The following is a 21,137-nucleotide window of genomic DNA, read 5'->3' as shown; positions in this document are numbered from 1 at the left end:
TAATTAGACAAACAGATTTTTGCATTCAAGTCATACTATAAAACAAGTCCATAAAGTGGTAAGCTAATGATTCAGTGTCACGATTTAAAATACATCCCTGTTATAAGATTAATCTTAGAGATGGACACATGAAAAATTTCAGGAGGTCTATAAATGAATATAGATAATAACGATATTTTAATTCGATTACGATACGCGCTGGATATCAAGAATATAGAGATGGTAGAGATATTCAAGCTTGGTGGAATAAATCTCTCAAAAGAAGAAGTGCTGAAGGTGCTCACAAAAACAGAGGATAGTGACGTTTTTGATGACAATGGAGATCAAATACCATGTGATGATGAGATGTTTCAGTCTTTTTTAAACGGCTTTATCACGTTTAAAAGAGGAAAGCAAGATCCAAAGCCGGGACAGCCAGAACGACCAGCATTAACGTATGAACATGTGAATAATCTTCTTCTAAAGAAAGTGAAAATCGCGCTCTCGTTGACAAGTGAGGATATGATCGAGATATTGGAAGACGCTGGAGTGATCATAACAAAAGGGGAATTAGGTGCCCTATTACGTAAAGAAGGCCATAAGAATTACAAAGTGTGCGGTGATCGGTACGCTCGGAATTTCTTAAAAGGACTAACGATAAGATACAGGGGATAAGACTTGAACCATACTTCTTGCTAAGCTTATATTACGAAGGTTAATCAACCAGTATAACCTGATTCTTTTATAAGTAGTGCAATATTTTTCTAAAAACACCTGAACTTAGCTTTCTCCTTTTGCAACATCCAGGACAATGACTGGATCCATACTTTATCACTTCTCCTTTTTATTAAATAAAATATCAATCTAGATGACCTTATAATACGATATGGCGCATTTCTGTAATGAAACGCGTCTTTTCTTTTAAGCTCGACTTAAATTTTGTACATAAATTAGGGACTTTAGACTTTATACAAAATCCCCTAATTCTTCAATTATATTAGTTTCATGCTAAAAGATTAATTAATTGAATTAGCTATATCAACCGTCATTTTACATCTTAGGGCCAGATCGTATTGTGAAGCTATGTACTTAAACTTTAGAGGCAGTATACTTTCAGAAGGAATATTGCTTATACTCAAGAATAAGTACTATAAAACCTTATGGAGTGAGAAAATGATGACTATTCCTTTTAGATTAATAGAACAAAATGAAGAAGCAAAAAATTTAGTTATTGTCTTACCAGGGGCAGGTTATACAACACAAGCTCCATTGTTACACTTTACAACAGGGTTATTTTACACTAAAGGTTTTGATGTATTACACATTAACTATACATTTAGTAGTCAAGAAATGTCTGATCTAAGTGAAATTGATTTCGCAAAAGGTGTACAAGTTGCAATCGACAATGCAATCAAGAACAAGACATATAGTAATTGTTATGTAGTGGCTAAATCAATAGGAACAATAGCATTGAGTTATCTGCTTGAAAATAAAATGTTGAAGGATGTAAAAGTAATATGGTTGACTCCATTACTGCAAAGAGATGACGTATTTAACAAAATGGTTAACAGTGATAATAAAGGATTTTGTATTATTGGAGATAAAGATAGTTGCTTCATTGTAGAACGGTTTGAAAAATTGAAGAATAATCCAAATCTTATATTAAAAGTGGTTGAGGGTGGAAATCACAGTTTAGAGCTTGATGGAGAACCAATAAAATCTATTGAAGTATTAAAACATATAATTTCTGATATTGATGAGTTCTAATAGTTTACTGGATATATTTAAAAGCATACCTTTTCATTATTCCACAATCTGGCGCTTTCTTGGAGAAAGGAGCTTCTTGTTGATATATTTACTTAGGTGAATCTTGTGGGTTTGCTGGAGTCTCTTCGATATCAGTACAAGAACAATTCGTATTATAGTTTGTGAAATATATATAAGAGAATCCAATAAGAGTGACAATTATTGCAATAAATAAACCTTTCTTAAACTTTTCTTTTGATTTAATAGTATTTAGTATTGGTGAAATTGGGTTAGGTTGCTTCATTAATTTCCCTCCATTACTATAAAGAGTTACTGCACATTAATTTTAATGGAAATAAATAAAGAAGGAAAGGGTTGACATCAATAAATTAAAATTAGTTTAATTTTTTTTATCACAACTTCTACAATCTATAGCGATCTTCCACAAAATGGCGCATATCTGAAATATAGATATGTGCCATTATTCATTTTAGGGACAGTTTGTGGAATAACGTTAAATATTTAATAGGTTATAACCTGCAGAAACTGGCTTAATTTGCTGACTCAGACTATATAAAAACTTATCAAATCCCTTTTCCGTTTTAGGAGGGGGATTTTTAAATTTCTATATGCAGGGTAAGTAATCAACATGGTATATAAGAATTAGCTAAGACCCTGTGGGTGAAACCGTGAATGATTTTTACTTATAAGACTTATTTTGAAATAAGGTTACTAGTCTGTTACTCCATAAGCGAGTTTACTTTCAGGAGTGATGTCAATACATTTTGGAAACCTTACAGGAACATTAGCAATTATAGAATGAGTTTTTACATCAATAACAGGAACAGTACCATTGATGCATGTAACATAAGCTAGCTTACTGTCAGGGGTGAAGGCGATGCATAAAGGGGCTTTTTCAAAAGAGTAGAAGCAATTAGAGAGTGAGTGTTGACATTAAAGATAAATATAGTGTCAGCAGTTTCATCAAGAACATACAAAACTTTGCAATTAGGAGTGAAGGCCAATCTGAAAGGAGTTACACCAACAGAAATACTAGCAATAACAGAATGAGTTTTCATCAATAACCAAAACATTTGGCCCATCAGAAGTAGCATAAAACGACTTTACCATCGGGAGAGAAATCACCTGGAAGTGTCCCTATAAATACAGTAGAAATAACAGAGTGAGTTTCTCATCAATGACAGTAATAGTCTCACGATCGTTGAGAACCATATAAACAAAAATTTACCTACAGGCGAGAAGGTGATGAAAGATAAATTAACACCTGGAGAAACCCCTAGTGAAATAGTAGCAATAATAGAGTGAGTTTTTACATCAATTGAAAAAACAGAGAGGCTAAAACTACTTTCGTGTACAACATAAACGACTTTTCCGTCAGGAGAGATAGCGAGGGGTTGAGAAAATAAGGTGTCACTTGCACCTCCAACAGGTAAAGTAGGTATCACACTATGTGTTTTTGTATCAATAACAGAAGTAAACCAAAGCACCTTCCTCAAAAAAATTATTATTACAAAAGTATGAGGGAATTTTTGGATTAATGAGAATAGAGATTTTTTTGAAATGAAATTATAGTTAACAAAAGAGTAATTATGTATCCAACCCGAAAAAAGGTAATAAAACTTGAATGGGCAGTTCTAGAGTTCATTTTCCTCAGTAAATATTATAAATAAAGAGTTAGAGCAATATTAATATTGGAGGGTCCCACAATGAAAATGAGGATATCTTTTCTGGTATTTGCAATATTTGTTCTGTTGTTGGGCTGTAACAATAACGAAGAACATTCAGATGAACCAGATTTTATCGGAAAAATATTAGAAGTGGAGGACAAAAAAATATTAATGGATATTGAACAAGGTAATTTTTTTGACAAAGGATACACTGAAGAGATCATTCTTAGCTATGGACGATCAGTTGATCAAAACATTTTTGAAAAGGGTAAGGAGTTTAAAGTTTGGATAGATGGTGAAGTTTTAGAAAGTAATCCACCACAAGGAAGAATTGGGAAAATTGAAGTTAATGAATAAAACTATTTTACCATTTGACGGTCAGAAATAACCGTAGGTGACCAAATCTCTACATCCTCTTTAAGATGCCTGATGATAATTACTTCTAACTGAAACCTCTCTAATATACTCTTATGATATATAGGATTTACCCCCTCTTCTCAACACCTTAATACGAATAGCCATAGAACAAATGATATTGTTAATTTAGAATAAAAGAAATAAGGGAATTCTCTTTGATTGAATTCCCTTATGCTTTAAAAATGTTTTCATTTGTACCGGAAGTTGTTACAGTAACTTTTCAGCCAATATTTTTGAGATGTTTTGTGCATCTTCCTTGTTAAGTATTTGAATTACCCCTTCATCATTGGCTTTCTGAATTCTTGAAGCTCTATCAGAATATAACCAAGTGTAGTATTTCAGATGTATTATCTTCATTTGTAAAAACTAGATTAAAGTTTTCACCTTCAGAAGTCATTGGACCAGAATGAGATGTAGAATTTTCGATTGCCTTAATTATCACTTCAATATCTTCAGTTTCTTCAAGAATAATTTCTCTATCAATAAGTCGTTTTTCGGTTTCTGAATAAACTGCTGTACCGTTACCTTTTAATGTTATCATGCTAACATTCTTTGACACTTGAATTTTCTTACCAATACTGTTTCCTTTGTCATTCCCACACCCTGATAAAGCAAATAATAAGAGGAAAAAAAACATAATTAATCCCATTTTTTTTCAATGTCATTTCCCCCTCAATGAATTTCTTATTATCCTATTAGACGATAATTATATATTTTTGTCTCGAATAAATAATTAGTAATTTCTCTCAATGATTGGAACAGTAGGTTGTCTCCGTGAATTTTTAAAGTTCTTTCGAAATGAAAACCCTCCTGGATCGAATATGCAGATAAATTTACAACATAAAAAGACACAATCAAGTGTCTTTTTTATTGTGCTTTTTAATAGGCTCTGTTAAATTTCAATGTTGATATTTTTTTAGATAAACTAAAGGGGAACCTTGATATAAGGTTTCCCGTCTTTAGTTCACTGACCCCGTTATTTGACTATAGTATTAATCAAAGCCACCAACTTTACTGAAAGAATGTAAAACATCAACTTATTCTATGTACCTTTAATTACAAGAGAAGGTTCAGCAATCAATAATTCTTGATTGCTCATTCCTGAAAATGGGGTAAAAACATTTAAAGTTACTTCTTCACTTGGTTCAATGTTTAATTTATTACCCTCAGCTTTAACTTTAAATTCATTTCCTATATAACCGTTTTCAGTTTTAATTGGGTAATAAAGATATACATTATTTTGTTTGATAACATAGTCACTGTCTTGAAATTAATCGAATAAAAAAGATCGAGAAAATCTATCTCGATCTTTAGAAAGATAACTAATTACTTAGAATCATATTGAAAACCGAATATGTGATATGTAAAGCTAAAATCTTCTACAGCACCAAGATCATCAAACTCCATAATCCAATCGCCACCACTCACGTGACTCATATATTCATCATATTGTTGGCCATCGATTGTATAATGAATAATTACATAATCAGAAATAAAATCTTGAAGTAACCATATAGCACCTGCATTTGGATTTGCTCTACTCCATTGAATATCTTCATTCCCATAGTCATTATAATCATCAGCAGTATTTGATGCTATATTAGACACCGCCAATTCATTACCATCTGAGTCTATTGCTGCTACATAATAATATTTAGTTTCATTTGCGTAAATACCGTTTGTATCGAGAAATTCATTTGCTGAAACTTCAGATAACAATATGTTTGCGTCTCCTGGTTTGAAATCTGAGTCAGTACTTGAATATACGTTATAGTGATCAACATCTAAAGTATTACATTCCCAGTCTAGTACGATTTCAGATGGTTCTTCATTAATGGAGATGGATAAATTAATTTGAGTTTCTGGTTCTGTAGTTGTTTCTGCAAAGGAACGGTTTGCTGTAAAATTTGAAAATAGTAAAATTACTGTTGCTAGAATAAATGTTTTCTTGATACTAGTTAATAATTTCAAAATAATCCCTCCAAGAGTTTTTGAACTACAAATTTTGTAGTTTACATATATTAACTTAGGTTATTTTGGTAAATATGTAAAATATCATAAACCTTTGTAATATTCTGATGAAACGTTTACATTGATATTTTGCTTTGAGAATCTAGCGTTCTCTTAAAATTACATATTTTGTTAAAAACCAATTGAGGTGTAATGTTAAACGTGGATGAACTATTTAAGCTACTGAGGCTATTTAGATAAAATTCTCATTTTATCACGTCTCAATGAGAACGAAATTATATATACAAAAGGACTGGCTTCTATAAAGAAATAACAAATGAAACCTGAGGTTAACTCATAGAATTCATTAAACAAGAAATTTGGAAGGTGGTAGAAAAAAATGTCCTTTGTATATGTAGCTAATTTAGGTGATGTGGGAAGTGTATCAGTAATCGATATAAAGACACACTCAGTGATTGCTACAGTAGAAGTAGGTGATGATCCAAGAGTAATCCAATTTACTCCGGATGGTAAGTTAGCTTATGTAATGAATGATACATCCCCAGGATCGATTTCTATTATAGATACTAAAACGTACAGTGTAATTGCTACAACTTTAATTGGAAACAATTCATCTGATTTACAGATTTCACCAGATGGGAAGTTAGCGTACGTTGCAAGTGTTATGGAAGAGTTTGTTTGTGTTATAGATACAAAAACTCACTCAGTGATCGCTAATGTGGATATAGTAAATGCCCCAAGAGTGATATTAATAACTCCTGATGGAAGTGTAGCTTATGTTCTTAGTACAAGGGGACAACAAAGATTGACTGCTATTGATACAAAAACTCATAACATTATTTCCACTAATTTTATCATTGGAGATAGTGCAAATAATATGGTCATTACTCCAAATGGAAAAATGTTATATGTTGCAACAGACATGAGGAATGTAATGGTCATCGATACAAAAACTCAATCAATAATTACAACAATTGCAATTGGAGGGCAGTTTGTGAATATCGGTATGGTTGTGGCACCAGATGGAAAGTTTGTTTACGTAGGAAGCGGGCAGGACAGAACTGTTTCAGTGATTGACACCAAATCACATAAAATCATTACAACTGTAGACGTTGGTGAAAGACCTGATAACATGGTCATTACACCTGATGGAAAATTATTATATGTTGCAAACGTTAGTGATAATACAATTTCTGTTATTGATACGAAGACACATTCAGTTATAGCAACAATATCCGTTAATGATATAGGTAATAATGCAGCAATAACCTTATCTTTAGACGGGAAATTTCTATATGTGGCAAATTTGGGGAGTGGAAATGTATCAGTAATTGAAACAAAAACACAATCACTAATTGCCACAGTACCCGTGGGGCGTAACCCAGTAGGTATTACGGTTGCACCTAGTGTAACAAAAATAATATGAACAAATAGAGGGTAATAGAAGATCCTTATATCTAGACAAAGTTAATTAACTTGCTTCTACTATAGTAAAAAATAATAAAATCCCACCTCCGTTTATGAGGGGGATTTTTAAAGTGCTAATAAGTAGTTATTAGCAGCCAACACGGTATATAAGAATTAGCTAAGACTTTTACAGATGAAGCCGTGAATGATTTTTACTTATAAGTCTTATTTTGTATTGTGGTTACTAACAAAGTTTAAGTTTGCTGAGTGAATACAGAAGCGTTAGGGAACGGGTTTTATCATAAGAGAAAGATCGTCGGGGGCTTGGATAATAAAGGTTTGTGCTGGTCCTTTGTCTATAAAGGTTTCTATATAGAACAACCATCTACCCATGTAAGATTAGTAACTAGAGATCCACTATAGTTACTTGGTCCAGCGTCCGATGTGGGTATTACATTGAGACTATGTGTGGGAGTCATAATTAAGGAAAATCAAGAAAAATATGTTTAATTAGGAGTAAAGGCAATTTTGATGGGAGTATCACCAACCCCGTAAGAAGGTAGTAAAGATTATCTAGATTACCTTAAGGATAGTTACCTATTAAGGATAAGGAAGGACAAGTGATATTAAGGTTAGTTATGTTTAAAAACCTCCTCCATTATAAAGAAACGTTTATAATAAATAATCATAAGCTTGAAAATTTTGAGACGGATTTATGTCAGAAAAAAATGTAGTTTGAATAATTTCATCTATTTGCTTAAGCTTATTACTAGCTATTTGAAATTATCTTCTTTCGGGAAAAGGTTATTTTTCTTTTAAGCTTTCCATCTTGTTTAAAGGCAACAAAAAGGGGATTGATCTCAACCTGTACAGCAGATAGTTCATTGTTAGATACTTGCATACCTCATTAAATGAGCAAGAACAATCCATTTTGATTTGGTTAAGTAGGGATAATTGCTATGCCTTTAGGATTACTTCCAACTTGAACTGTCGCGATCACACTATGTGTTTTCACGTCAATCACAGATACATTGCCATCTTCATTAACAGTCACATAAGCGAATTTCCCGTCTGGGGTGAAGGTAACAACATCTAGATCGTTTCCAACCTGTACGGTTGCTATGACAGTCACTTAGATGAAAAAATAACATCGAGAGGGCTTAGACCAACTCTTACAGTAGAGATAACGGAATGAGTTTTTGTATCAAAAACAGATACGCTATTACCACCAAAGTTTGTCACATATACCAATTTTCCATCAGGAGTATAGGCTATATTATGTGGTTGAATATTTCCAACAGGGATTCTGGTAATAATGGAGTGAGTTTTTGTATCAATGACAGTTATGTTACCTGTATTTACAAACCGATCAGATACGTACGCTAACTTCCCATCAGGAGAAATGGATACAGATAAAGGATCACTGCCAATTGGTAGTATAGTAGCAATTACAGAGTGAGTCTTAGTATCAACTACTGATAAGCCATCTAATAAGTTAAGAATATACGCTAATTTCCCATCAGGTGTAATTGAAATAGCTATAGGAAACCTTCCAACTTGGACAGTAGCAATAACAGAGTGAGTTTTGGCTTCAATGACAGAAACTGTATTACCAGGAAAATTAGAGTTACCATTATTTAGAACATAAGCTATTTTACTATCAGGGGTAAATGCAATGCTAGATGGGTTATCTTCAACCAAAATAGTCGCAATAACAGCATGCGTCTTGGTATCGATAACAGAAACTGTATTACCAGGTTGGATTTGACTTCCAAAATTCGTAACATAGGCTAATAGCCCATTTGGAGAAATAGCAATATTTTGTGGGCTGGCTGAGGGGTTATCTCCCACTAAAACATTAGCAATAATGGAGTGAGTCTTCGTATTAATAACCGAAACATTCCTGAATGTAAAATCCAATGTATAAGCAAGATTACCATTTGGTAAAAAAACAACTTTGAATGGAATATTACTATCCTGAATTGTAGCGATAACAGAATGAGTTTTAGTATCAATGGCTTTGAGTCCGAAAGAATTTGCTTCTAGATTCCGAAATACAGCATAAACTAATTTGTCATCAGGCGAAAGGGCAATGGATTGTGGGAATCCATCTACTCTAACAGTTGCTACAACAGAATGAGTTTTGGTATCAATAACTGATACATCCCTAGAGTTAATATTTGAAACATATGCGAACCCCATCCACTTACCACCTTTACAATATAGTTAATTAAGTATATGAGCAGAGATGGGAAAAATGATTAGTAGATTTAATGATAGTTGTGGTTACTAGAGTCCTTGAAAAGCTAACTAAAAAGGTGGAGATGCTGTAACATAAGCTAACTTTCCATCTGGTGTGAAAACTACAAAACCTGGAGGTAAATCAACTTGTATAGTAGCGATAACAGCATGAGTTTTTGTGTCAATAACAGATACAGAGTTCTTACCACTATTTGTAACAAAAACAAGCTTTCCATCAGGTGTAATAGCGTTGTTTAATGGAGCAGTTCCAATCTGAACATTTGCAATAACAGAATGAGTTTTAGTATCAATTACTGATGTATAACCATCTACAATAACAAAATGAGTTGGAACATCAATAATAGTAACTGAGTTATTGAGATTAGTAACATATGCAATTTTTCCATTTGGGGTAAATGAAACTGATGATGGACTTTGGCCAACTAATATAGAAGCAATGATAGAATGGGTTTTTATGTAAATGGCAAAAACAGTCCCCACCAAATGATTGCAAACTACATAAGTAAGTTTTCCACTAGTAGAGATTTTCAGATTAATAGGAGTTTGTTCAACTGGGACATTAGCAACAATTGAATGAGTTTTCGTGTCAATAACTGTTACGTTATCATTACCTTCATCAACAACATAAGCAAGTTTTCCATCTGGTGTAATGGCCAAAGAAAAAGGTCTATTTACTTGGGCTGTAGAAATCAAGGAATGAGTTAATATGTTACATTCACTTAATGTTACTCAACTATATGGCGCATATCTGAAAATTTAGATAAGCGTCTTTTCATTTGAAGTTAATATTCTTTGAAAAGGATTGTCTAAGTACTGAACATTTGAAATAATTATTCTTGAGTTAAAGGGGCTTTAACGGAATATGGTATGAAAAGTTAGGGGAAGAGAAAGTGGATAAAAACATCACCATTAAAGAATTACAAAGCTTCATTAAAGCTAAAGATTATAAGCCAGAACTAAAAAATGCATATTTTCAAAAGTTAATTGAAGAAGTGGGGGAACTATCAGAAGTAATTAGAAAAAAATAAAAGACTAGAACAGAACGGTTCAATTAAGGGAACGGTTGAAGAAGAACTATACGATGTGCTTTATTACATTATTAGTTTAGCAAATATTTATGATATAGACTTAGAGCAGTGTTTTCACTTAAAAGAAGAAATAAACATAGAAGAATATAAATAAGAACTTAAAAAGTAGTACAGGCTTTATAGACTACCCTAATGATAAGTTACATAATAAGAAAATACGGCTCATAAGGAGTGAACATATGGAGGGTTTATTAATAATAATCACATTTCTATTTTTGCTATCTTATTCAGGAGATTTTTTAAGACAAAGAAAACAGACTGAAAAACTGATTGAGCAAAACGAGAAAATAATAGAGATTCTAGAAGATATTAAGAATAGAAACAGTTAGGTAGACCTGGAACCTTTTAAGTTAAATCGTTTCCGAATATAGCTACCAAATATAAAATACAGCAAATCCAGCCTATAATGATAAAACAAACTTTCAATTAATAGAAGTATCATAGCCTAATTTCTCATTTAGAATATGAGAAATTAGGCTATTTTTTTGGAAGAGCTCAATCTGTATGTAGCAAACAAAAATTCATATCAAAATGAGCTGTCATAATAATAATTACGACATTACTTGACGTGATTAGATGATATATTTTATTTAGAAAATAAAAATATCATTTTTGGGAGGAAGAGTCTATGTTTAGAAAAATTAGAATGTGTTGCGATTTATACAAACGATATTCGTAAGTGTCAAATTATCCCCACATTCCATTGGTTTATACCCAATGAGATAAGCTCCTTACATACTAGATATAGGAGGTTTTACTATGAAAAAACAACGAATCAAAAAGGAATGGGAAGCTTATATTCAAGACTTTAAAGAAAGGTGGTAGTACCATTATGTATAGTGTGGTTGAAACTGTAAAAGAAAACGGGTTGAGCCCTTATCATTATCTTCATTATTTGTTTGAAACACTTCCCAATATGGATCTAACCAATAAAGAAGAAATTGATAGAGTCTTACCTTGGTCAACGAGTCTTCCCCCAATTTGTTCAGTTCCAAAAAAAAGTGAACCAAATAAAAAGTAACTCAGTAACAAACTCAGTCTTATTTTCTGGGTTATTTGACGGTTACTTTATTCGTGGCTTTTCAAGTGGGAGTTTGATTAGACTATTTGGGACTTCATATGAAAAGAAGGTCTTATGAAACCACGTAATCTCAAAAATTAGTATAAAGTGGATGAAGCACAACTTTCTTTATTTTACGATTAGCCCCATCTGATTAAATTTACTTTTGTGTACTCACTGTTATGGAAGATTGGACCTCCAGTATCAGCAATTTGAGAAGAAGGTGGTTAAGTGTATTATTGATTTAAAATTAAAATATATTAACAAAAGAAGGTTTTTTACTTATGTGTCGTAAATATTTGAAAAGGGGAGCTATGCCTTATGACCATACTGATTCGAGCAGTACAACCAAAAGACGCAGAAAGAATTGTTACAATCATGACCCAGGAGAGTGTTTTGCCAACCATCATTGCAACCCCAAGTATGAGATTCCAAGATTTTGAGCAGCACCTTCAAAACTTAGGAGAGAACCAACACCAATTTGTTGCCGTAGAGAATGGAGTTGTTGTAGGGTTTGCAGGCCTAACAAGAAACAAGGAACGAAGAGGGCATATTGCGGGTCTTTCTCTAATGATAGACCAAGAGCACCATGGAAAGGGAATTGGCCGTAGGTTAATGGAAAAACTCATTGATTTAGCAGACAATTGGTTGTTGATTGAGCGATTAGAATTAACCGTTGTGGCAGGAAATGATCGAGCGTATAAACTTTATGAGCGTGCAGGCTTTGTAGAAGAGGGAGTACTTAAGGGAACGATTATTCAACATGGAAAGTTCGTTGATGAAATCACGATGGCTCGGTTCCGACCAGGTGGATTAATCAAATCATCGTAAAAGATAGAGTTGTAGAGGAACGCCGGATGAGAGATCTAGAAACGGAACGATTATGATTATGGAAGATGACGCGGAAGACCTATTTGCTAATTTTTCTCTAGATAGTGCAATGAAATATTATGGTCAAAATGCTTTAACAAGTATTGACCAAGTAATCAACCTAACAATAGCTCTGAAAGCAGCTGAAGAAGGAAAGAAAGACTTTCGCTGCGGAATTCAAAGAAAAGAAGACAAGAAATTAATTGGTCCCATCGGTTTTAATAACTATCTTCCGATGCATCAAAAAGCGTAAAGGGCTATGACATTCATCGGCGTAAAGGTAAACGTCAAATTATCCCCACATTCCATTGGTTTATACCCAATGAGATAACCTCCTACATCTAGTAAGTATGGAGATTATCTGTATGTGGTGAAATATTTTACGTTTACCGATATTCAAAAATCTAGTAACATTTATCTATCTTTAGGGTTAAAACAAAACCGGAAAGTAAAAAGAGATTTAGAAGGTGGAGGAACCTGGACAATTATTGGATTGAAGTTCCCAAAAGAAAATAGTTCAGCGTTAGTTTTACAAAATGATCCAAATATCAATGTTACAGATGTTGAGGTTTTAGTAGATGACGTAAACTAAGCTTATCAAGAACTTAGTCAACATTATGACGTAACATAGATCAAAATACCATTTTCAACGTAGTCTGGTCATGTAGCTGTCATGGAGGAACCTGATAAAAATGTATTGATAATAAGGGGTTTTGTTGAAAGTAGGTGGGGATTTGAGATAAGGCAAATTTAACTTATAAATGTCAAAGACATATTAGGTTGTGAAGATTGATATCTAGAGGTGTAATAAATGAATAAAAGAATATTTCTAATTACCACTTTATTGTTGATCTTAGCAGTATACTATACATTTATTTATACTGAAAAGAGCTCTAATGAAGAAGTTGATACTATTATGTATGAAGAACTTAAACCTAAGGGAATGGTAACTACTACTGAATCAATAGCAGATAAGAATTTAGAGAAGTTAGTTTCAAAAGGAATAGACTATTTTTATTCTAGAAAGCCAAATGAGATTTACATAACTGAAATTTCGAACATTGAAGGTGGCACTTTTACCTCATTTACATTACAACAAGGTAGTTATTACGGTGTCATGTATTCAGTTAAGAATTCTCAAGGTGAATACCATCTAGAAGACATAGATATATATAAAACTAATTTAAAAGAGGCAATAAATGTTTCACATCTACTTGGGGATACCAATGGAGATGTGAAACAAAAGTATCGTATTATTAGTGGGAAAATTAATGATAAAGTAGATTCAGTGGTTATCTTTTACCCTAATAGTGATTACACCGTCATAGAATTAAATGATAATCAACAGACATTTATGTACGTGAACGTTGGTTATGTGGAGGCACCAAAAAAAATAATTGGTAACTTGAATGATGAAGAGGTATTCTCAATTGTGTATTAGCTGTAAAATTATTTATTAGAGATCCCATTGCAACAGTGCCTTTTTTAACTTTTTAATCTTTTGCAGATCCAGATAGCTTCATTAAATTTTTTTAACATCGTCGATTCTGAAAATACTATTCAACAATAGGGCACATTTCTCTAAGTGATGCGCCTTTATTTATAAATTGTAGAACAAAAGGTTCTTTTGATTAATCATTTTTTAGGTTATAAATTGTAGTAAGAATCAAAATTCATTCGCTTTAATTTTTTTGCCTTTCAAATTAACCATCACAACTTCTCTAAACGTATTTGTACTAATAGTGGAAAACGCCCTTTCATTAAAAAAATCCTTTTAATAATTAAACTCTATACCTGTACATATGGTGTTTTTCTTAGTGTTTAAGTAGGTCTCGAACGTTGCGATTATACTAGTCGAATGTTCAGATGTTAAACCTGTTTTATCAAATATCATCGTTGGAATGGCTCTAGTCTCTTCTTTTAACCGAACTCCTTTATCTGTTAATGAAATTAATACACTTCTTTCATCTTCTTTTGAACGTTTAAAATTTATTTTTATGAAACTCAAGAATTAGTGAGTGGTTTAGGAGGGCAAAATGGAACTATTATTTGAACATCCGGGGTGGACTACCCTTTGGTTAATCATTATTTTTAGTAGTTTGCCAAGCATTATTGTGAGTGTCAGAGGAAGGAACGGTTAAATGACATATCAACCTAAATCGTATAGAAAATTCTTAGTTGGTAGTGGGAGTGTTGAATCCTTCTTTTCCAAACAAATGAAGGAATTAGAGATAGAGCAACAAGAGGCAAAGCAGCAATATGAAAGGATTTCCAAAGAAATACAAGAAGCTCATGAACGGATGAAAGATAAGGAACACAGGTTGTTAAGGAAACTCAAGAGTAATTGTGTTAACTAGAAGTAATAGCAACAAACGAAGGATCTAACACAACTGAAACAGTAGCAATCACAGAATGAGTCTTGACATCAATGACGGAGACAGTGTTACTACCAAAATTTGCAATGTAAGCAAGTTTTCCATCAGTAGTAAAAGCAACCGAACTAGGAAATAAACCAATTTGAACAGTAGCAATCACAGAATGAGTTCTGACATCAATAATGGAAATAGTAACATCAGAACTATTATTAACGTAAGCAAGCTTTCCATCAAGACTAAATTTAGAGAACTGAGGATTTATTCCAACTTGAATAGTTGAAACAACGCAATGAGTTTTAATATCAATGACAGATATTGTCGCACTACCAGAATTTACAACATAGGCAAGTTTTCCATCAGGAGTTATCGTAACCGAAAGAGGAGCATTTTCAACTTGAATAGTAGCAATCGCAGAATGGGTTTTGGTATCAATGACAGAAACGGTACCACTTGTAAAATTAGTAACATACGCAATTGGCATAAAATAAACTCCTTTACTGAAAGAATAAGTATTAATTATCTTTTGATGAACTTTGGATCATGAGAATAAATAAACACTATATTTAGGAAATATTATGAAACATAATAAATAATTAGTTTAATAAATACAAAACACCTCCACAATGTAGTGGGAGGTGCAGATGGATAGTTATTTTTTTTCGCTAACTTTATCTAATATTCGACCAATCATTTTATTTGTGGTGGATTCATCGATACCTGCTTTTACTGCTGCTCTTATCACAAAATATAAAATAAATATTCCAACCATGGCGAAAACGATATACAAAATAAACATGAGTAAGAGTCCGTTCATATAAAATCACCTCTGTCTAGTAAACGATAAAAAAATAAGTCTAGCCATTAATTATAACATTGAACTTGAAGAAATTAAGGAAACTAATTAGCAAATGTGACGATTAGCAAAAAAATACTCTCCCTGCATGTTTGTCAAAGGAGGCAACAGGAAGAGAGAATGATAGTTAAAATGTTATGTGTTGAGCTAAAGCCGCTTAAATCATCTTTATTATTTCCACTGTACTTGACAGGGGACAGCTCACCTACTTTAGGTGGGTTATTTTTTTTTTGACCTTTGTAACAAAGTAAATAAACTTGATTGGATTCTCTGGTTGCAATAATAAAAAAATAAACAAACATAACCATTACTTAAAAATCAACTATCATAATAGGGTTTCCTTGCTAGATCTTTGCTTACCTTATTGATTTGACCTGAGAAAGTTGAGTAATAAATTATTTTTCAATTATCTCTTTTTCATCACTACCTAAAACTCCGACTAATAATGAGAGAAGCCCACTTAAGAAAATAATTAAAAATAATATAACCATTAGTGCTCCTCCGGCAAATCCATCTCCAACGTAAATGCCATAGGAAATACCAACTAGCCAAGAAAAGAATGGTGCTATTGCTAACATAATAGTAACTCCCCAAATAATACACCTTCTTTTTTTGGTCTTACCATGACTTAATTGAAAAGCTAATACCAATCCAAATAATATAATACCGATTGCTATTCCAATTGCCATCTATAACACTCCCTTTGATAAAAATGTAATATTAAACTGTTTTAGAAATTCATATCCTCTATAGTGTATATTAACCTTTCAAAATGTGAGCGAATCTAAAAATATTATTACATATAAAGATTTTTATTTATACACATGTTTTTACATATTTATGAAAGTATTTGTTTCATACTTTTAATCATCTGGTGTCAGAAGGTATGTAAAAAAATAGCACATTTTTTATTGTACTCATAAATAAAAAGCCATTTTTTGAAGGTTTTTCAAAGTTTTAATTATTTTAAATATCTCTTGGCTGTAGATCCAAGTACAGCACTTTGTATAAAAGGAATAGGATTATACTTTTTTAACTCACTTGGAGATCAGGTAACTACCACCCTAATAAACTTCAAGTTATCAGATGATAGATTCTCTACTTTTCCGTTATTGGTAATTTTATATATGAGATTATTTACTGTTGACTTGTAATCACCACCATATGTTGCACTGTTAGGAATGACAATTAAACCAGCAATAATTAGTCCCTAAAAATAAATATAACATTAAAGATATTGCTGCTTTTCATGATATGTGTTTTTTAAAACCATATTCCCTATAATTAAAGACATTATTTATAATACTTTTTATTCTTTTATAGTAAAATTATACTAATGGATATTTCATACTTAACATTTTATTTCCAAAATTAGTGTTATTATAAACTAACAAACAAGTAGGTGATTATTTGTCTTCCTTGCGAATTTCTAGAATTGAGAAAAAGACTAGAGTTGAGGGACCTGGATTACGATATGCAATATGGGTTCAAGGATGTCTTATTAGATGTGAAGGATGTTTTAATCCACATACATGGGATATGAATGGTGGCATTGTACAAGATATTGACGAAATATTTAGTGATATTGAAAGTACTTCACAAACCACCCCAGAATTGGAGGGCGTTACTTTTTTAGGAGGAGAACCTTTCCATCAGGCTCAAGAATTAAGTATTCTAGCGAGTAAAATAAAAAAAATTGGTTTATCAATTGTAACATTTACAGGCTATGATTACGCTTCGATCATCAATTCCAATAATCCTAATTGGCATCGTTTAATAAAGGCTACCGATCTACTCATAGATGGTCCTTATATTGAAAGTAAGCATGATCTTAGCTATCCTTGGATTGGATCAAAAAACCAAAAATACCGCTTTTTATCTGATGTTTATAAACATCTTGAAGATTATCTTTCTACCATTCAGAATAAATTAGAAATAAATATACACCCGAACGGAACTATCACAGCGAATGGCATGGCTAATTCCGTTGATTTAGATATGTTACTTCAATTAGGTTATGTACGTAAGGAGGAATAGTTATGAGTTTAGAGATTGTATTAATTCCCTTAGCCTTTGCTTTAACAAAGGAAATCGTTGAAGGTATATCAGAGTTTAGAGAAAATCAATATACAATTATTGAAACCCGTATGAAGGATGAAAATCTTTTAAAGCAAGCACTAGAAGAATGGGATTGTTCATTTCGGCAGGTTGAAGAACCCTTAGATTTGAAAATAATTCATGACAATGAGGTTACCTTTATCATAGGCGAACAGGGGTGTTATTCATTAGTATTACCAAATTCAGCGGATAAAGGTGAGTACATGGAGTGGATTAGTAATGTTGAAGAATCTTATACCCATTACCTTCAACAAAGTGTATATCAAAACCTCATTAATAAGGCTAAACAACAAGGATTGATTTTAGAGAAAGAGGAAGTATTAGAAGATAATTCAATACAAGTTACTTACATATTAAATCAATAGAGAATAGGAGTGAATTGAATGGCACCAATGTACACAGGGAAAGGTAAGTATTGGGAATTGACCAATAGCTGGTGGATACTATTAACTTTATTGCCTTTTGGCATAACTAGTTTTATAAGTTTCTTATTCGTTGGAGTGAGAGTAAAGAAACCACGTTGGATAGTGTATGGATTGGTTTATCTAGCAGTGTGTATTGTAGTATTTATTTTACCTACTTCAGGAATCACAGCATTAACTGCGCTTTTATTTTGGATCATTTCAGTAATCCATGCATACAAGATTCGTCCTATCTATCTGATCCAATTAGATGTCTTACAATCCAAAGAGAAAGTGTTGGACAATCAAAAATATTCGAAGCTACGACAAGAAGCTAAGGAAAGATTCAATGTATCAGAAAGTACAATAACTCGTCCTCCTAAGCCCCAAACTGCTACTAAAAAAAGGAAGCTAGTAAATTCAGAAGAAATTACTACACCAACCCCGGTAGATACCGTACAAGTAAATAAAATTAACCTTAACATAGCATCTGAAAGAGAAATTGCTTCTATACCAGAAATCGGAATTATTTTAGCTAAAAAAGTGGTGATTAAACGCCAAGAAATAGGTGGTTTTCAATCATTTAAAGAGTTCTCTGAAATAATGCAATTAAAAGAACGTGCTATTCAAAATATAGAGAAAAAAGTGACTTTTTCACATGTAGATCATATATCTAAGGAAAAGAAATCGGGAAGAGTCATTGATTATTAAAAAGTATTAACGACAATCTATATTTTTTTTAATCAATAACTAGATGCAAAGGTGGTTGGATAATGGCAATTAAATTAAATCAAACAAAAACAAAATTATTACTTGCAAACTTACTAAAGGCTCGTTTTCCTTATTTATATATCCACACTTGGGAGGAAGAGCGCGTAATGTCAGTCATACGCTCAGTTGCTCAAGAGGTCGAATTAATAAAAACTCCAAGAGAGGTTTTAACATGGAGAATGACAACAGGTATTTTAGATAGTCAAGGTCAATCGAAGGGAAATTCAAAACAACCCATTAAAGCATTAGAATTTATTGAAAAATATGATAAGCCTTGTATTATAGTGTTACAAGATTTTCATGTGTATTTTGGAAATGATAGAAGGCTTCCTGATTATCAAGTAATTCGAAAACTACGTGATATGTTGATACATATTAAAAGAAACCCAAGCCCGATTAATGTTATTTTTACATCACCTTTTTTAATTCTTCCAGAAGAATTACAGAAGGATATTACTATTATCGATTTCGATTTACCAACTTTCAAAGAAATTAAGTCTGTTTTAGATGAAATGATATATATTAACGAACAAAATGCAAGGATTAACATATCTTTATCTAATGAAGAGAAAGAAAGTTTAGCTAATGCTGCACTTGGTTTAACACTTTCTGAAGCCGAGAATGCCTTTGCACGTGCGATGGTAGAAGATGGTCAATTAGATATTAAAGATGTAGAAGTTATATTAGAAGAAAAGGAGCAAATTATTAAAAAAACAGGTATTTTAGAGTTCATTCGAAGTGAATTAAAAATGGAGGATGTTGGTGGCTTAGAAAACTTAAAACGATGGCTAAAGAAGCGTAACAAGTCTTGGTTAGACTCAGCAAAAAAATATGGCCTACCAGCTCCAAAAGGGGTACTAATTACAGGGGTCCCTGGTTGTGGTAAAAGTTTATTAAGTAAATCAATAAGTTCTATGTGGCATCTTCCACTGCTGCGTTTAGATATGGGGAAAATTTTCAGTGGAATCGTAGGAAGCAGTGAAGAAAACATGCGGAAAGCAATTAAAACAGCAGAAGCAATTTCTCCCTCAATATTATGGATTGATGAAATAGAAAAAGGATTTAGTGGTATTTCCAACAGTGGTGATGGGGGTACTTCATCTCGAGTTTTCGGACAATTTCTAACCTGGATGCAAGAAAAGAAAAGTCCTGTATTTGTTATTGCTACTGCAAATAACATATCTGCATTACCGCCTGAAATGATGCGTAAAGGGCGCTTTGACGAAATTTTCTTTGTTGATTTACCAACTAAACATGAAAGAAAAGATATATTAAAGGTTCACATAAACAAGCGCTTAAATCACCCAGATGTTATCAAAGGATTTAAGTTAACAGAAGAGGTATTGGAACATTTAGCTATTAAATGTGAAGGGTTTGTTGGAGCTGAAATTGAACAGCTTGTGATTGACGCGTTATTTGAAGCATACTCTTTAAACAGGTCAATTCTTATTGAGGACTTTGAAAAAGCTATTACAAATACAGTTCCATTATCTATTACTCAAGCAGAACAAATAAGAGCTATTCGGGATTGGGCAGATGTTCGTGCGGTTACAGCGACTCCTCGAGAAGATCGTGAAGCCTATAGAAATGAGAAGATTTCAATAACCGACGATACTCAAACAGGAACTAAAAAAGATGAAGATGTTCGCTTTAATCGTGGTGGGAGAACAATTGATTTTTAAGGGGTGACTAGTTATGGAAAAGAAAATTCAAGTCCGTATATTTTCTGATGGACACATTGAAGCTGAAACAAAGGGAATTAAAGGTGAGAAATGCACGGACTTAATCCCTATAATTGAAGAATTATTACATGCTGAAGCTGTTCAAGCTAAATATACAAAAGAATTTTATGAGATTGAAGAAGTCAATCAACAACAAACTCAAAAAAATATTCTTAAAGTTGAATGAGTTTTTTTAGAAAAATTCAGTATTTTTTATATTGGACCTGATAATCATAAGCATTAGAAAGGTACAGCACATATCTGATGCTGTGCTTAGTTTTAAAAGATAAGACAGCTACTAATAGAATTAATACAAGAAAATATTATTCAACAATACCAGCTAATAGGATGTCAATAATAATCTCTAAAGATATTTTTGTACCTGTGTTAAGATAAATAGAGGCATACCA

General features: G+C 32.5%; 26 protein-coding genes. 16 read left to right on the top strand and 10 right to left on the bottom strand.

Translation table 11 applies throughout. From position 1 onward, the window contains the following. Positions 1 to 153: 153 nt before the first annotated feature. Positions 154 to 654, top strand: a complete 501-nt coding sequence (locus JM172_RS22835) for a YehS family protein (RefSeq protein ID WP_214484679.1) — start codon at positions 154 to 156, stop codon at positions 652 to 654. 501 nt (positions 655 to 1,155) lie between these two features. After that, positions 1,156 to 1,746: an alpha/beta hydrolase gene (locus JM172_RS22830; protein WP_250886851.1), complete on the top strand. Its 591-nt coding sequence runs from the start codon at positions 1,156 to 1,158 to the stop codon at positions 1,744 to 1,746. Between the two features lie 88 nt (positions 1,747 to 1,834). Here JM172_RS22830 and JM172_RS22825 read toward each other — a convergent pair whose 3' ends face one another. Next, positions 1,835 to 2,029, bottom strand: coding sequence for a hypothetical protein (locus JM172_RS22825; protein WP_214484675.1), 195 nt, complete (start codon positions 2,027 to 2,029; stop codon positions 1,835 to 1,837). 1,423 nt (positions 2,030 to 3,452) lie between these two features. On the opposite strand from JM172_RS22825, the gene JM172_RS22820 reads away from it, so the two are divergent. Next, a complete protein-coding gene (locus JM172_RS22820; protein ID WP_214484673.1) occupies positions 3,453 to 3,770 on the top strand; it encodes a DUF3221 domain-containing protein in 318 nt (105 codons plus the stop codon). Between the two features lie 373 nt (positions 3,771 to 4,143). On the opposite strand, the gene JM172_RS22815 is transcribed toward JM172_RS22820, so the two are convergent. Then, positions 4,144 to 4,479 carry a hypothetical protein gene (locus tag JM172_RS22815; protein ID WP_214484672.1) on the bottom strand — a complete coding sequence of 112 codons (336 nt, stop codon included), beginning with the start codon at positions 4,477 to 4,479 and terminating at the stop codon, positions 4,144 to 4,146. 677 nt (positions 4,480 to 5,156) lie between these two features. Next, positions 5,157 to 5,801, bottom strand: a complete 645-nt coding sequence (locus tag JM172_RS22810) for a hypothetical protein (RefSeq protein ID WP_214484671.1) — start codon at positions 5,799 to 5,801, stop codon at positions 5,157 to 5,159. 379 nt (positions 5,802 to 6,180) lie between these two features. Between JM172_RS22810 and JM172_RS22805 the strand changes: the two genes are divergently transcribed. Beyond that, positions 6,181 to 7,227 carry a YncE family protein gene (locus JM172_RS22805; protein ID WP_214484670.1) on the top strand — a complete coding sequence of 349 codons (1,047 nt, stop codon included), beginning with the start codon at positions 6,181 to 6,183 and terminating at the stop codon, positions 7,225 to 7,227. 921 nt (positions 7,228 to 8,148) lie between these two features. On the opposite strand, the gene JM172_RS25540 is transcribed toward JM172_RS22805, so the two are convergent. The 3 genes from JM172_RS25540 to JM172_RS22790 form a co-directional block, all read right to left on the bottom strand. Then, positions 8,149 to 8,340 (bottom strand): cytochrome D1 domain-containing protein, encoded by a 192-nt coding sequence (locus tag JM172_RS25540; protein WP_214484669.1) that lies wholly within the window; start codon positions 8,338 to 8,340, stop codon positions 8,149 to 8,151. Then, positions 8,337 to 9,410: a beta-propeller fold lactonase family protein gene (locus JM172_RS22795; RefSeq protein WP_214484668.1), complete on the bottom strand. Its 1,074-nt coding sequence runs from the start codon at positions 9,408 to 9,410 to the stop codon at positions 8,337 to 8,339. The genes JM172_RS25540 and JM172_RS22795 overlap by 4 nt, the downstream gene beginning before the upstream one ends. Before the next feature lie 108 nt (positions 9,411 to 9,518). Next, the gene (locus JM172_RS22790; RefSeq protein ID WP_214484666.1) at positions 9,519 to 10,163 is read right to left on the bottom strand and encodes a beta-propeller fold lactonase family protein; all 645 of its coding nucleotides are present in this window, start codon (positions 10,161 to 10,163) and stop codon (positions 9,519 to 9,521) included. 197 nt (positions 10,164 to 10,360) lie between these two features. Here JM172_RS22790 and JM172_RS24970 point away from each other — a divergent pair, with 197 nt between their 5' ends. The 6 genes from JM172_RS24970 (at position 10,361) to JM172_RS22760 (ending at position 13,929) form a co-directional block, all read left to right on the top strand. Then, positions 10,361 to 10,498, top strand: a complete 138-nt coding sequence (locus tag JM172_RS24970; protein ID WP_250886850.1) for a nucleoside triphosphate pyrophosphohydrolase family protein — start codon at positions 10,361 to 10,363, stop codon at positions 10,496 to 10,498. An 892-nt stretch (positions 10,499 to 11,390) separates the two neighbouring features. Beyond that, positions 11,391 to 11,579, top strand: coding sequence for a transposase domain-containing protein (locus JM172_RS22780; protein ID WP_352224069.1), 189 nt, complete (start codon positions 11,391 to 11,393; stop codon positions 11,577 to 11,579). Between the two features lie 360 nt (positions 11,580 to 11,939). Beyond that, the gene (locus tag JM172_RS22775; RefSeq protein ID WP_214484664.1) at positions 11,940 to 12,449 is read left to right on the top strand and encodes a GNAT family N-acetyltransferase; all 510 of its coding nucleotides are present in this window, start codon (positions 11,940 to 11,942) and stop codon (positions 12,447 to 12,449) included. A gap of 52 nt (positions 12,450 to 12,501) precedes the next feature. Beyond that, entirely contained in the window at positions 12,502 to 12,741 is a 240-nt protein-coding gene (locus JM172_RS22770) for a GNAT family N-acetyltransferase (RefSeq protein ID WP_214484662.1), read from the top strand. 114 nt (positions 12,742 to 12,855) lie between these two features. Then, positions 12,856 to 13,080, top strand: coding sequence for a hypothetical protein (locus JM172_RS22765; RefSeq protein ID WP_214484660.1), 225 nt, complete (start codon positions 12,856 to 12,858; stop codon positions 13,078 to 13,080). 219 nt (positions 13,081 to 13,299) lie between these two features. Next, the gene (locus JM172_RS22760; protein ID WP_214484659.1) at positions 13,300 to 13,929 is read left to right on the top strand and encodes a hypothetical protein; all 630 of its coding nucleotides are present in this window, start codon (positions 13,300 to 13,302) and stop codon (positions 13,927 to 13,929) included. Positions 13,930 to 14,262: 333 nt separating this feature from the next. On the opposite strand, the gene JM172_RS22755 is transcribed toward JM172_RS22760, so the two are convergent. Beyond that, entirely contained in the window at positions 14,263 to 14,496 is a 234-nt protein-coding gene (locus tag JM172_RS22755; RefSeq protein WP_214484658.1) for a helix-turn-helix domain-containing protein, read from the bottom strand. Between the two features lie 133 nt (positions 14,497 to 14,629). On the opposite strand from JM172_RS22755, the gene JM172_RS22750 reads away from it, so the two are divergent. Continuing rightward, a complete protein-coding gene (locus JM172_RS22750) occupies positions 14,630 to 14,845 on the top strand; it encodes a hypothetical protein (protein WP_214484656.1) in 216 nt (71 codons plus the stop codon). Here JM172_RS22750 and JM172_RS22745 read toward each other — a convergent pair. The 3 genes from JM172_RS22745 to JM172_RS22735 all read right to left on the bottom strand — a co-directional run bounded on the left by JM172_RS22745 (position 14,838) and on the right by JM172_RS22735 (position 16,405). After that, a complete protein-coding gene (locus tag JM172_RS22745) occupies positions 14,838 to 15,344 on the bottom strand; it encodes a YncE family protein (RefSeq protein ID WP_214484654.1) in 507 nt (168 codons plus the stop codon). The two genes, JM172_RS22750 and JM172_RS22745, sit on opposite strands and share 8 nt — an antisense overlap. 168 nt (positions 15,345 to 15,512) lie before the next feature. Then, on the bottom strand, positions 15,513 to 15,677 hold the full coding sequence (locus JM172_RS22740) for a hypothetical protein (RefSeq protein WP_214484688.1): 165 nt from the start codon (positions 15,675 to 15,677) through the stop codon (positions 15,513 to 15,515). A 434-nt stretch (positions 15,678 to 16,111) separates the two neighbouring features. Beyond that, on the bottom strand, positions 16,112 to 16,405 hold the full coding sequence (locus JM172_RS22735; RefSeq protein WP_214484653.1) for a hypothetical protein: 294 nt from the start codon (positions 16,403 to 16,405) through the stop codon (positions 16,112 to 16,114). 721 nt (positions 16,406 to 17,126) lie between these two features. Here JM172_RS22735 and JM172_RS22730 point away from each other — a divergent pair. From JM172_RS22730 to JM172_RS22710, 5 genes are all read left to right on the top strand, one after another. Continuing rightward, positions 17,127 to 17,753, top strand: a complete 627-nt coding sequence (locus JM172_RS22730; protein WP_214484651.1) for a 4Fe-4S single cluster domain-containing protein — start codon at positions 17,127 to 17,129, stop codon at positions 17,751 to 17,753. Between the two features lie 2 nt (positions 17,754 to 17,755). Further along, on the top strand, positions 17,756 to 18,199 hold the full coding sequence (locus JM172_RS22725; protein ID WP_214484649.1) for a hypothetical protein: 444 nt from the start codon (positions 17,756 to 17,758) through the stop codon (positions 18,197 to 18,199). A gap of 18 nt (positions 18,200 to 18,217) precedes the next feature. After that, positions 18,218 to 18,946 (top strand): ComEA family DNA-binding protein, encoded by a 729-nt coding sequence (locus JM172_RS22720; protein WP_214484648.1) that lies wholly within the window; start codon positions 18,218 to 18,220, stop codon positions 18,944 to 18,946. Positions 18,947 to 19,008: 62 nt separating this feature from the next. Then, a complete protein-coding gene (locus JM172_RS22715; protein ID WP_214484647.1) occupies positions 19,009 to 20,688 on the top strand; it encodes an AAA family ATPase in 1,680 nt (559 codons plus the stop codon). Between the two features lie 13 nt (positions 20,689 to 20,701). After that, the gene (locus JM172_RS22710) at positions 20,702 to 20,914 is read left to right on the top strand and encodes a DUF2997 domain-containing protein (RefSeq protein WP_214484646.1); all 213 of its coding nucleotides are present in this window, start codon (positions 20,702 to 20,704) and stop codon (positions 20,912 to 20,914) included. The last annotated feature ends 223 nt before the right edge of the window (positions 20,915 to 21,137 follow it).

It is taken from the genome of Bacillus sp. SM2101, from assembly GCF_018588585.1.
Taxonomy (GTDB): domain Bacteria; phylum Bacillota; class Bacilli; order Bacillales; family SM2101; genus Nanhaiella; species Nanhaiella sioensis.
The sequence above is the reverse complement of the archived record's forward strand: the minus strand, read 5'-3'. Positions and strand labels throughout refer to the sequence as shown.